A 12228-nucleotide genomic window follows, 5' to 3' on the forward strand; every position below is an offset into this window, starting at 1 on the left:
ACGCGATCGACATGACCGCCGCGGGGCTTCTTTCGTGGTCGCATCGTCGCGAAGCTCCAAAGGCTCTAATCGACGCCAGGGGCGCTTTCGCGGCATGGCCTCGCCGACGCTGCGTGTCCGACCTAGGTCTCCCCCAGCAGCCGAAGGCTTTCCATGGGCGCCTGACGACGTACCCGCCGCGTCAGCAAGTGGCCGATGACGCCGATCGACACGCCTCCGCCCACGGGCAGCACGACCCACAGCGGCCAGTGCAAGCGCGGCGGCAGGTCGAACCACAGCAGGTACACGCCCAGCGCCGCGGCCTCGGCCAACAGCGCCCCCAGCACTCCGCTGGCGATGCCCAGCAATGCGAACTCGGCCCCCTGGATGCGCGAGATCAGCCGATCGCCGGCACCGAACACCCGCAACAAGGCACTTTCGTGCGCGCGCATCGGGCGGCTGGCGGTCAAGGCGGCATACAACACGCTGATCCCGGCCAGCAGAACGAACACCAGCACCAGTTCGACGGCTCGAGTCACCTGGCCCAGCAACTCCCGCACCTGCTCGAGGATGGCCTCCACGTTGAGCAACGACACCCCGGGGAAGCGAGATACCAGTTCGCCGACGGTGGCTTGCCGCTCATCCGGCAGATGGAACGCCGTGATGAAACTGTGGCTGAACGTCTCCAGCCTGCCCGGCGGGAAGATGACGAAGAAGTTGGGACGAAAGCTTTCCCAATCGAGGGCACGCAGACTGGTGACACGCCCCTCGATGCGCTCGCCGCCGATATCGAAACTCAGCACCGTTCCCAGCGAGACGCCGAGCCGCTCGGCCAGCCCCTCCTCCATGGAAATCGGTACCGGCCCCGCGTCGCTGGCAGCGGACGCGGGATCGAACCACTCCCCCGCCACCAGGCGATTGCCTTCCGGCAACGTCTCGCGCCAGGTCAGGTTGAGCTCGCGGCTGAGCACATTGGCTCCCTGTTCGTCCACCGGCACGGCGGCATCGGCGGACTCGCCGTCGATGGCCACGAGCCGGCCGCGCACGATGGGGTACAGGTCGCTGCGCGTGTCGCTGGCCTCGTCCACGATCGCACGAAAGCCGTCGCGCTCGCCGGGCTGGATGTTGATGGCGAAATAGTTGGGCGTGTCCTCGGGAAGCTGAGCCTCCCAGGCGGTGAGCAGATCGCCGCGCACCAGGGCGATGATCGCCATGGCGGCGAAGGTGACCGAGAAGGCGAGCAACTGCCCCAGGCTCGCGTGACGGCGGCGGGCCAGTTGCCGCGCCCCCAGACGCCAGGCATGGCGGACCCCGTGACGACCGCCGCCCGCGGCGCCCCCCACCAGCCACAGCAACGCCGAAAGCAGGGCATGGCCCAGTCCCCAGAGAAGCGCCAGGGCCAGCTCGCCTCCGACCAGCAACCCCAGCGACAGCATGAAGTCACCCGAGTAAAGCCAGAGCAGGCCCCCGAATACCAGGCTGGCGACACCGATCACCACCCACCCCGACGCCGGCACGGGGTCGAGCTCTCGACGCAGCACCTTCAGCGCGCTCACGCGCTTGAGCCGCAACAGCATCGGCCCGGCGAATCCCACGAGAATCGCCAGTGCCGTGAACACGCCCATCAGCAAGGGCAGAGGGCCCGGTGGCGGCAGTTCGAGGGGCAGAAAACGCGTGAGAATGGCCAGCAGCCCGGCCTGTCCCACCAACCCCAGCAATGCCCCTACCGCCGAGGCCGCCACGGCCAGCCACATGAGCTGCAGGGCGAACAAGGTCGACAGCTGCCGTTGCGAGGCGCCAAAGCAACGCAAAAGCGCCGCGGTATCCAGATGCCGATCGACATAGCGTCGAGTGGCCATGGCGACCGCCACGCCGGCCAGCAGTACCGCCGCCAGGCCGGCCAGGCTCAGGTAGCGTTGCGCACGGTCCAGCGCGCCGCCGAGCCGGGGACGATCCTCACGCACATCGCGTACCTCGACCCCATTGTCGCGCAGCGTATCCAGCCGCCCCTGCACGCTCGCCACGGCACTCGGCGCGCCCTTGGCCAGCAACTCGTATTCGAGTCGCGAGCCCGGCTGCACGAGGTCGGTCCCCGCCAGATCGTCGCGATGCATCATCACGCGCGGACTGAAGGCCGAGAACCCCGCGCTCTGATCCGGCTCGCGATCGATCAGGCCGCTCACCGCGAGAGTGGCCTGCCCGATGCGTACCGTATCGCCGATGCCGATATCCAGCAGTCGGGCCAGACGGGGCGCCACCCAAACGCCACCGGGCGCAGGCCCGTGGGCCAGCGCCTCGATCCCCTCGCCACGGTCGACACGCACCTGCCCATAAAGGGGATAGGCGTCATCGACCACCTTGAGGCTCGCCAGTTGAAATGCCTCCGCGTGGCTGACCATGGAGACCAGATCGACCTGCTGCGACAGCGTCAGGCCCGCCTCGCGCAGCGACTCGCGTAGCGCCGTCGAGAAGGGCTCGTCCTGCTCGAGCACCAGGTCGCCGCCCATCAATTGCCCGGCCTGACGGGTCAGGCCGCGATCGAGCCGGTCCAGAAAGAAGCCGATCATGGTCGAGGCTGCCACCGCCAGCGCCAGCGCCACGAACAAGGCCCGCACGTCGGCGGCGCGCAGGTCGCGACGCAAGCCCTTGAGCGACAGGGATACCGCCTTCATGACGCGACCTCGTCCGGGTGCATCGCATGCAGGCGCCCCTCGACGAGGCGCAGGCAATGCCGACAACGGCGCGCCAGGGCATGGTCATGGGTGACCAGAACCAGGGTCGTGCCCATTTCGCGATTGAGCTCGAACAACAGCTCGATGATGTGCGCGCCCGTCTCCCGGTCGAGGTTTCCGGTGGGCTCGTCGGCGAAGACCAGTTCGGGATGGCTGACGAAGGCACGCGCCACCGCGACGCGCTGTTGCTCGCCGCCGGAGAGCTGCTTGGGGAGATGCGACAGGCGCTCGCCGAGCCCCACCCGGGACAGCCAGGTGCGTGCCCGCTGCTCGTCGTCGGGGCCCGGCGACAACTCCTGAGGCAGCAGCACGTTTTCCAGTGCCGTCAGCGTGGGCAGCAACTGGAAGTTCTGAAACACGAAACCGACCCGGCCAGCGCGCAAGCGCGCCCGTCCGTCCTCGTCCAGCGCTGTCAGCGACTCGCCGAACAACCGGATATCGCCCTCGCTCGGGGTATCCAGCCCGGCCAGCAAGCCCAGCAGGGTCGATTTCCCCGATCCGGAGCTGCCCAGGATGGCCACGCTCTCGCCGCCATGGACGTCCAGCGCCAGGTCGTCGAGAATTGTCAGTACACGCTCACCACTACGTACGCGCTGCGAGACATGTCTTGCGTGTAAAATGGGAGTTTTCGCTTCACTCAAGGAGTCGTCGGACATGCGTGAGAGTTCCTTTTCCTGGGCACGCTGGTGTAGACGTGGTCTGGCCGGCATCGTGCTGGGGCTCGCCATGGGGCCCGTCGCGAATGTCCATGCCGATACGTTGCTGATCGTCGGCGACAGCCTCAGCGCGGCTCACGGCATCGAACGCGAGGCCGGCTGGGTCGCGCTGTTGCGCGAGCGCGTGGGCGATGCGCATGAAGTGGTCAATGCCAGCATCAGCGGCGACACCACCTCGGGCGGCGCGGCACGCCTGCCCGATCTGCTCGAGCGCCATTCTCCCGACATCGTCCTCCTCGAGCTGGGCGGCAACGACGGCCTGCGCGGACTATCGCCGCAGCAAATGAAGCTCAATTTGCGCACGATGATCGAAAAAAGCCAAGCCGCCGACGCCCGTGTGCTTCTGCTCGGCATCGAGATTCCCCCCAACTATGGCGCCGCCTATACCGATGCCTTCCGCGGCGTCTTTCGTCAACTCAGCGAAGAATACGCGGTGCCGCTGGTGCCCTTCATCCTCGACGGCGTCGCCTTGCAGGACGACATGATGCAAGAGGACGGCATTCACCCCAACGCCGCTGCCCAGCCCACCATCCTCGACAATGTCTGGGAGAAGCTGGGTCCCATGCTGTCGCGGGACACCGACCGGAACGAATGACCCGGGCGGGGATTCCCCGCTCCATGCGCGTGTCTTGCCTCGCATGCCGATCGGGCGTCCAGCCAGGCTAATGCTTTCCTGACACGAAGGCGATGCCTGCGCTCCCGCGGTTGATTTTTCGCATATCAGCGATGACTATTCCAGCAACGCCTGACTGGCAAGCAGCGCCGACAGCAGAAAGGAGACGTCGATGGGTGACATGGAGACGGCACTGGTCGCCGCGTACCGTCTGGATGGCAAGGGTGGCGGCGAACTGCTGAGCGTGCGCGAGCTGCATGCCGCATGGCAGCACGACGAGGCGCCACTATGGATGCATCTCGACTTTCGTCATGACGATGTCATGACCTATCTCAACGACCTCGCCGGTCTCGACGAGGCAGTGGTCGAGGCACTGCTCGAGGAGGACACGCGTCCGCGCGTGGCCAAGTTCGGGCGCGGGATCGTCACCACCTTGCGCGGCGTCAACCACAACCCGGGCGCCGCCATGGACGACATGATCTCGCTGCGCCTGTGGATGACGCCCAAGCGCATGATCACGCTGCGGCGCCGGCCGCTGAGAGCGGCCAGCGAGGTCCGCGAGCGTCTGGACAAGGGGGAAGGCGCACTCTCGGTCCCCGACCTGCTCGCCTGGCTGGTGGAAGCGCTGGTCGACCAGGTCGGCGACTACTCGCACCAGCTGGACAACAGCCTCGGCGAGCTGGAGGAACGCCAGTTGACGCAAAGCGATGTCGACGCCGACGATCTCACCCGCTTGCGCCGCCCGCTGATCACGCTGCGTCGTTTCATGGGGCCGCAACGCGACTGCCTCACCCAACTCGCCCAGGGGCCCCTGTGGCTGGACGAGGCCACTCAGGTGTCGCTGCGCGAGAATGCCAACCAGCTATCCCGCTACGTCGAGGACTTTCACGCCATGCAGGAGCGGGCGCTGATTCTCCAGGAGCAGATCTGGAGCGAGCATAACGAGCAGCTCAATCAGCGCATGTACATGCTGGCCATCATCACCACCGTCTTCCTGCCCTTGAGCTTTCTGACCGGGTTGCTGGGCATCAACGTGGGCGGCATTCCGGGCGCCGACAGCCCCTACGGTTTCTCGGTCTTCATCACGATCACCCTGCTGATGGGCTTCGGCGTGATGTGGCTGCTCAAGCGCAAGCACTGGTGGTAGCCCGAAGCGATCATCGATCGGTATGCCCCAGGTCGCGGGCCGGATCGAGCCGGTCGCGCACTTGCTGCTTGAGCCACTTGATGTCGGGAAAGCCGCCATCGCGCTTGCGCTCCCAGATGACGTCATCGTCCTCGTAGACGATCTCGAAATGCCCGCCGTGACTGGGGGCCAGCGCGACCTGCTCCAGATCTTCGCCGAAGGTCTGCAGCAATTCCTGGGCATACCATCCGGCCCGTAACAACCAGTGACATTGCGTGCAATAATGAATGCGGATTCGGGACATGGCGGCCTCGCTTGGTTTTCGCGATCGAGTCGTCGCTGGCATGAACGGGCCATGATGCGATGGCTCGGCGTCCCGAACAAGCGTACGGAATACCGTCACGACACGATTTCGCCACGATCGAACCGCCACCATACAGTAAGGACATTGCATGGATGATCGCGCCTCATCCCTGACCCGACTCTACGAACGCCTGACCGGCGACGAGGACAGCCGGCTCTGCAAGGACATTCCCGACGCCGCCTGTCACGAACAGCCCGGCAACTTTTTTCGCCACCTGCTGGCGTCGCTCGGCAACAAGCTCGCCGATGAACTTTCCAGCGCCCGCCTGGTGCTGCCCTGGCTGATGGGCGCGCTGGGAGCGCCGATCTGGATGGTGGGCCTGCTCGTGCCGATACGCGAGGCCGGGGCCCTGCTCCCGCAGGTGTTCGTGGCGGGCTACATTCGCCTCAAGTCGATCCGCAAGGGTGTGTGGGTCACCGGGGGTGTCATCCAGGCCCTCGCCGCCCTGGTGATGGCGGTCATGGCGCTTTTCGGTCAAGGTGCCTGGGGCGGTGCCCTGGTGCTCGCGGCGCTGGTGGTGCTGTCCCTGGGGCGCGGCCTGTCATCCATCGCCACCAAGGACGTGCTGGGCAAGACCATCTCCAAGCAGCGGCGCGGTACGCTCATGGGATGGAGCGGCAGCGCGGCGGGCGCGGTCACGCTCGCCATCGGCGCGGTGTTGATGCTGTTCGGCGATCGCCCGGGGCAACTGGCACTGGCGATTCTGCTGCTGATCGCCACCCTCGGCTGGGCAATCAACGCCCTGTGTGCCGCCCGCATCAAGGAGGAACCGGGGGCCACCCAGGGTGGCCAGAGCATCTGGGGCAGCCTCGCCGAGGGCATGCGCCTGCTGCGCCACGACCGGCATTTCCTGCATTTCAATCTGGCCCGTGCCCTGCTGCTGTCCAGCGCCCTGGCGCTGCCTTACATCGCCCTGCTGGGACAGGAACAGAGTGGCGCCAACCTCGGCGGCCTGGGGATCATGATTCTCGTCTCGGGCCTGGCCGGCATGCTCGCCAGCCCCCTCTGGGGCAAGCTCGCCGATCGTTCCAGCCGCAAGGTCATGCGCGACAGCGCCGTGCTCGCCACACTCTGCTGTCTGGTGGCGGCATCGTTCTCCTGGCTACCGGGGAGCTGGACCCAAAGCATATGGCCCTATGCGCTGGTCTATGCCGTGCTGGTCATCGCACATGCCGGTGTGCGCCTGGGCCGCAAGACGTATGTGGTCGACATGGCCGGCAGCGACAAGCGTGCCTTGTACGTGGCGCTCTCCAACACCTTCACCGGCCTGCTCATGCTGGTGGCGGGCGGCCTGCTCGGCGGCGTCGCGCACTTCCTCGGCAGTGGCGGCCTGCTGCTGGTGCTCGCGCTGTGCGCCCTGGGCGCGGCGGCCTCCAGCCAGCGCCTGCCCGAGGTCGAACAATGACGCCGCGCGTTGAAATCCCGGGCCGCCATGGCCATGATGAAGGCAAATCCGCCACGGTGCTGCCCTGGTGATACGCTGCCCCGGCGATGTACCGCCATGGCAGCCGACAATGACAGGTAAAGGAACGCGAGAGACGATGAAACGACCTCCCATGATTAGCCCGGCGCTGCTGGAACGTATTGTCAACGCCTCGGACGATGGCATCGTGGTGGCCGAACAGGAAGGCGACGAAACCATCCTGATCTACGCCAATCAGGGCTTCGAAAGACTCACCGGCTACAGCGTCGACGAGATCCTTTACCGTGACTGCCGTTTCCTGCAGGGCGACGATCGCGACCAGCCGCAACTGGACGAGATCCGCCGGTCGATTCGCCAGGGCGAGCCCTGCCGGGAGGTGCTGCGCAACTACCGCAAGGACGGCTCGATGTTCTGGAACGAACTTTCCATCACGCCTGTCTACGATGACGAGGATCAGTTGACCTACTTCGTCGGCGTACAGAAAGACGTGACCGAGCTGGTCGAGGCCATGCACGAGCTGGAGCGGCTACGGGGGGAGCGCGACGCGCCCTGACTCCCGCACGAGGCGGCCGGTTTTGCGTGTCGAGACTTGTACTCACGACGGGGAAACGCTATATAGCCTCCGGGCATCACTGGGATGCCGTTTCACGGGAGGGCTCCATCATGAGCCGTGAAGACTTCGCCGACGAGCTGGACCTTTTCGACGCCGTCAATGACGCATCCTACCCGCGTGTGCGTCACAGCCGCACCGACACCTTGAAGGCACGCCGCCGTGTCGAGGCCCTGCTCGAAGAGCGGCGCCTGCGGCGCGCCATCGAGGACGACTGGGACAGCCCTTTCGACGACGAGGAAGAATAAGCGCATCCCCCCGATGGGGTCGTACCCGGGCGTGCCGACCGGCACGGTGTCATCCCTCACTGTCTGCCTAGCGGGGGATCTCGTGTCGTTTTCGTCATGTGCCTAGCCTTTAGGCCGCGCCCCCTCTATCATCATGACGTCCAATCCATTTCCCAACCAAACCGGAATTCCATGGCGCAATACGTCTATACCATGAATCGGGTGGGCAAGATCGTCCCGCCCAAGCGTGAAATCCTCAAGGACATCTCGCTCTCCTTCTTCCCTGGCGCGAAGATCGGCGTGCTCGGCCTCAACGGCGCGGGCAAGTCCACGCTGCTGCGGATCATGGCCGGTGTAGACACGGAATACAACGGCGAAGCGCGGCCCATGCCGGGCATCAATATCGGCTACCTGCCGCAGGAACCCGAACTCGACGACGACAAGAGCGTCCGCGAGACGGTCGAAGAAGCCTTGAGCGAAGTCAAGGCGGCACAGGAACAGCTCGAGGCGGTCTATGTCGCCTACGCCGAGCCGGATGCCGACTTCGACGCTCTGGCCGCCGAACAGGCCCGTCTCGAGAACCTGATCGAAGCCGCCGACGCGCACAACATCGAGCGCAAGCTGGAAGTCGCCGCCGAAGCGCTGCGTCTGCCGCCGTGGGACGCCAGGGTCGGCAACCTGTCCGGGGGCGAACGTCGCCGCGTGGCGCTGTGTCGCCTGCTGCTATCGAGCCCCGACATGCTGCTGCTCGACGAACCGACCAACCACCTCGACGCCGAGTCGGTGGCCTGGCTCGAGCGCTTCCTGCACGATTACAGCGGTACCGTGGTGGCCATCACCCACGATCGCTACTTCCTCGACAACGTGGCCGGCTGGATCCTCGAGCTGGACCGCGGCCAGGGCATTCCCTTCGAAGGCAACTACTCCCAATGGCTGGAATCGAAGGAGAAGCGCCTGGAGCAGGAAGCCAAGCAGGAAGTCTCCCGCCAGAAGGCCATCAAGCAGGAACTCGAATGGGTTCGCAGCAACGCCAAGGGCCGTCAGGCCAAGAGCAAGGCGCGTCTGAACCGCTTCGAGGAAATGCAGTCGGGCGACTTCCAGAAGCGCAACGAAACCAACGAGATCTACATTCCGCCCGGCCCGCGGCTCGGCGACAAGGTCATCGAATTCCACGACGTGGCCAAGCGCTTCGATGACAAGCTGCTGTTCGAGAATCTGTCGTTCCAGCTACCCAAGGGCGCCATCGTGGGGATCGTCGGCGGCAACGGCGCGGGCAAGTCCACCCTGTTCAAGTTGATCGCCGGCAAGGAACAGCCCGACAGCGGCGAGGTCGTCATCGGCGACACCGTGGACATCGCCTACGTGGAACAGCTCCGCGATCACCTGGACGACAAGCAGACCGTCTGGGAAGCCGTGTCCGACGGTCAGGACATGATCAACATCAATGGCTACGAAGTCTCGTCGCGCGCCTATGTGGGCCGCTTCAACTTCAAGGGCAACGACCAGCAGAAGCGACTCTCGGAACTCTCGGGGGGCGAACGCGGCCGCCTGCAACTGGCGCAGACCCTCAAGCAGGGCGCGAACGTGCTGCTGCTCGACGAGCCTTCCAACGATCTCGACATCGAGACGCTGCGTGCCCTGGAAGAAGCACTGCTCGCCTTCCCCGGCTGCGCACTGGTCATTTCCCACGACCGCTGGTTCCTCGACCGTATCGCGACTCACATCCTCGCCTACGAGGGGGAATCCCACGTGGAATTCTTCGAGGGCAACTACAGCGAGTACGAGCAGGACCATCGCCAGCGCGTGGGTAGCGATACCCCGACACGCATGAAGTACAAGCGTATCGACGCCTGATCCTCGCACACACGGCTGTCAGGCAACGACGAGGCCCCGCCGGTCATGGACCGGCGGGGCCTCGTCGCATCGGTCAAGCCGGATTCGCACCATCGAAAACGCCGGGCCACGGGGCCCGGCGCATGACAGCAAGTGCTGTGTCTGTCCCGGCGGCTAGCGTCCTCGGCTGCGCACCAGCGAAACGATGAACAGAATCAAGAAGACGAAGAACAGTACCTTGGCGATGGTCGCGGCTGCGCCGGCAATGCCACCGAAACCCAGCACACCTGCGATGATGGCGATGATCAGAAAAATGATCGCGTAGTTGAGCATAATGACGTCCTGTCTGGTTAACCACGAGTTGGGGGGTCTCTCAGTGTCCATGAGAGACGCCTCAAGCGTCGTCGGTAATGGTCCGAACGTCAAGCAATAGGCGGCACGCTGTCACCTGGAATAGAGCGACGGCTCGCCCCGCGGACGTGTCTTGAAACGCCGGTGCAGCCACAGGTACTGCTCGGGATGGCGCCGAATGGCGTCTTCGATGAGACCATTGATGCGCGTGGCATCGGCGACATCGTCACCGGAGGGGAAGTTCTCCAGCGCCGGCAGATACTCCAGGGTATAGCTTGCATCACCGGGGTTGCGGTGAAAGATCAGCGGCATGACGGGCGCGCCCGTCATGCGTGCGATCTTGGCGGTCAACTTGAGGGTCGCCGCCTGTACGCCGAAGAACGGCGCGAACACGCTGGCATCGCGCCCGAAATCCTGGTCCGGCGAATACCAGACGGCATGCCCGGCCTTGATGCGACGCACGACATCCCGCAGATCGTGGCGATCGATGGCGCGCCCGAAGATACGCCCCCGGGCGCGTGTCATGAAACGCTCGAACAGGGGGTTGTCGTGCGCGCGGTAGACGACGTCGGCGGGGAAGAACAGCGAGTGCAGTGCCCCGCCGAGGTCCAGCGTCGAGAAGTGCACCCCGATGATCAACGCCCCCTTGCCCTGTGCCAGGGCCTGCATCATGTGCTCTTCGCCCTTGAAGATCACGCGGTGGCGCAGGTGCTCCGGATCCCGGCACCAGCCGGTTGCCGTTTCGAGAATGCCCTTGCCATTGGCGATGAAGGTCTCGCGCACCAGTCTGGCGCGCTCGCGCTCGGCGAGCTCGGGAAAGCACAGTGCCAGATTGGTCTCGGTGATACGCCGCCGACTACGCGCAAAGCGCCAGGCCGCCAGGCCGATGACATGGCCCAGCGCCATCTTCACCCGCCATGGCAGCCAGGCGCCAAGACGCATGGCACCGATGGCCAGCCAGGTGGGCCAATAGCGTGGATGGGCGAAACTCTCGGGAAATGCGTGCTTGGCCATGGTTCTCTCGGATCGTCGAAACGCCGCTCATTGTAGCGGATTTCACCCCGTCTCGGCGTTGCGGTAGCGGCGCGGCACACGGGGCAGTACGCCGGTCATCAGGGTGTAGCTGATGGTATCGCAATGGCGCGCCACCTCGTCGATGGGCAGGCCCTCGCCCCAGAGCACCACGGGGCTGCCGATACCGGCCTCGGGGAGCTCCGTGAGGTCGACCGTGAGCATGTCCATGGAGACCTTGCCAGCGAGCGGAACCCGCTGCCCCTCGACCAGCACCGGCGTGCCATCGCGCGCGTGGCGGTCGTAGCCGTCCCCGTAGCCACCGGCCACCACCCCGATGCGCGACGGACGCGAGGCTCGCCAGCGGCCGCCGTAACCGACCGCCTCGCCCTCCGCCAGCTCCCGCACTGCAATGATCTCGGAGCGCAGTGTCATGACCGGCTCGAGCGCGCGGCTGGCATCATTGGCACCCTCCAGTGGGTCGCTGCCGTACAGCATCACACCGGGACGGTTCCAATCGCCGTGAGCCTCCGGCCAGGCGAGCGTCGCAGGGGAATTGGCAAGGCAGACGGGCGCCTCGAGCCGTTGACGAAGCGACGCGATACACGCCATCTGTCGGCGGAAATACGCAGCGTCCAGGGCGTCGGCAGTGGCGAAATGAGTCATCAGGTGCAGGTCGGTGACGTGCTCGGTGGCCGCCGCCAGACGTTGCCAGCGCGCCTCGAACGCCTCGGGGGCGAAGCCCAGGCGATGCATGCCCGAGTCCAGCTTCAGCCAGGTCGGAATCGGCTGTCGGGGGCGATACGCCAGCAGTGCATCGATCTGCCAATCGCTGTGCACGGCGGTCCACAGACGATGAGCGTCGATGAGAGACAGCTCGGCGGCGTCGAAGAAACCTTCCAGCAACACGATCGGCTGCGTGATTCCGGCCTCGCGCAGCGTCAGTGCTTCCTCGAGACAGGCTACCGCGAACGCCGGAGCCAGATCGCGCAAGGCATCGGCGCAGGCCACCGCGCCGTGACCGTAGGCATCGGCTTTCACCACTGCTATGGCACGGCTGTGCGGGGCCTGGTCACGGGCCAGGCAATAATTGCGACGCAGGGCGTCGAGATCGATATCGGCAATCAGTGGCCGGGACATGACGGGGAATCCTTCTCACGCGGCGAAATCGAGCGCCTCATTCTACCCGCTCTTGCCGCGCGGTGCGCGTCATCCTCCGTCACGGCGCACTGCCTCGCATCGC

12 protein-coding genes are annotated in these 12228 nt (G+C 65.5%); 6 read left to right on the forward strand and 6 right to left on the reverse strand.

Annotation, left to right across the window (positions count from 1 at the left end; all coding sequences use genetic code 11):
* Positions 1-122 precede the first annotated feature (122 nt).
* Together CSAL_RS13255 and CSAL_RS13260 are read right to left on the reverse strand one after the other, a co-directional pair.
* Positions 123-2651: an ABC transporter permease gene (locus CSAL_RS13255; protein WP_011507911.1), complete on the reverse strand. Its 2529-nt coding sequence runs from the start codon at positions 2649-2651 to the stop codon at positions 123-125.
* The gene (locus CSAL_RS13260) at positions 2648-3367 is read right to left on the reverse strand and encodes an ABC transporter ATP-binding protein (RefSeq protein ID WP_011507912.1); all 720 of its coding nucleotides are present in this window, start codon (positions 3365-3367) and stop codon (positions 2648-2650) included. Before CSAL_RS13260 ends, CSAL_RS13255 begins: the two co-directional genes overlap by 4 nt.
* A 70-nt stretch (positions 3368-3437) precedes the next feature.
* Here CSAL_RS13260 and CSAL_RS13265 point away from each other — a divergent pair, with 70 nt between their 5' ends.
* The gene (locus CSAL_RS13265; protein ID WP_011507913.1) at positions 3438-4022 is read left to right on the forward strand and encodes an arylesterase; all 585 of its coding nucleotides are present in this window, start codon (positions 3438-3440) and stop codon (positions 4020-4022) included.
* Between the two features lie 190 nt (positions 4023-4212).
* On the forward strand, positions 4213-5187 hold the full coding sequence (locus CSAL_RS13270) for a zinc transporter ZntB (protein ID WP_011507914.1): 975 nt from the start codon (positions 4213-4215) through the stop codon (positions 5185-5187).
* 10 nt (positions 5188-5197) lie between these two features.
* Here CSAL_RS13270 and CSAL_RS13275 read toward each other — a convergent pair whose 3' ends face one another.
* Positions 5198-5470, reverse strand: a complete 273-nt coding sequence (locus CSAL_RS13275; protein ID WP_011507915.1) for an Rdx family protein — start codon at positions 5468-5470, stop codon at positions 5198-5200.
* A gap of 148 nt (positions 5471-5618) precedes the next feature.
* Between CSAL_RS13275 and CSAL_RS13280 the strand changes: the two genes are divergently transcribed.
* The 4 genes from CSAL_RS13280 to ettA all read left to right on the forward strand — a co-directional run bounded on the left by CSAL_RS13280 (position 5619) and on the right by ettA (position 9644).
* Positions 5619-6935: an MFS transporter gene (locus CSAL_RS13280; protein ID WP_011507916.1), complete on the forward strand. Its 1317-nt coding sequence runs from the start codon at positions 5619-5621 to the stop codon at positions 6933-6935.
* A gap of 136 nt (positions 6936-7071) precedes the next feature.
* On the forward strand, positions 7072-7506 hold the full coding sequence (locus CSAL_RS13285; RefSeq protein ID WP_011507917.1) for a PAS sensor domain-containing protein: 435 nt from the start codon (positions 7072-7074) through the stop codon (positions 7504-7506).
* Positions 7507-7616: 110 nt separating this feature from the next.
* On the forward strand, positions 7617-7811 hold the full coding sequence (locus tag CSAL_RS13290; RefSeq protein WP_043558568.1) for a PA3496 family putative envelope integrity protein: 195 nt from the start codon (positions 7617-7619) through the stop codon (positions 7809-7811).
* A 171-nt stretch (positions 7812-7982) separates the two neighbouring features.
* Positions 7983-9644 carry an energy-dependent translational throttle protein EttA gene (gene ettA, locus CSAL_RS13295; protein ID WP_043558571.1) on the forward strand — a complete coding sequence of 554 codons (1662 nt, stop codon included), beginning with the start codon at positions 7983-7985 and terminating at the stop codon, positions 9642-9644.
* Between the two features lie 153 nt (positions 9645-9797).
* Here the strand turns inward: ettA and CSAL_RS17295 are convergent, their stop codons facing one another.
* The 3 genes from CSAL_RS17295 to alr all read right to left on the reverse strand — a co-directional run bounded on the left by CSAL_RS17295 (position 9798) and on the right by alr (position 12125).
* Positions 9798-9956, reverse strand: coding sequence for a DUF1328 family protein (locus CSAL_RS17295; protein ID WP_011507920.1), 159 nt, complete (start codon positions 9954-9956; stop codon positions 9798-9800).
* A 111-nt stretch (positions 9957-10067) separates the two neighbouring features.
* The gene (gene lpxL / locus CSAL_RS13305) at positions 10068-10988 is read right to left on the reverse strand and encodes an LpxL/LpxP family Kdo(2)-lipid IV(A) lauroyl/palmitoleoyl acyltransferase (protein ID WP_011507921.1); all 921 of its coding nucleotides are present in this window, start codon (positions 10986-10988) and stop codon (positions 10068-10070) included.
* Positions 10989-11030: 42 nt separating this feature from the next.
* A complete protein-coding gene (alr, locus tag CSAL_RS13310; protein ID WP_011507922.1) occupies positions 11031-12125 on the reverse strand; it encodes an alanine racemase in 1095 nt (364 codons plus the stop codon).
* Positions 12126-12228 lie beyond the last annotated feature (103 nt).

It is taken from the genome of Chromohalobacter israelensis DSM 3043, assembly GCF_000055785.1.
In the GTDB taxonomy this organism is placed as follows: domain Bacteria; phylum Pseudomonadota; class Gammaproteobacteria; order Pseudomonadales; family Halomonadaceae; genus Chromohalobacter; species Chromohalobacter israelensis.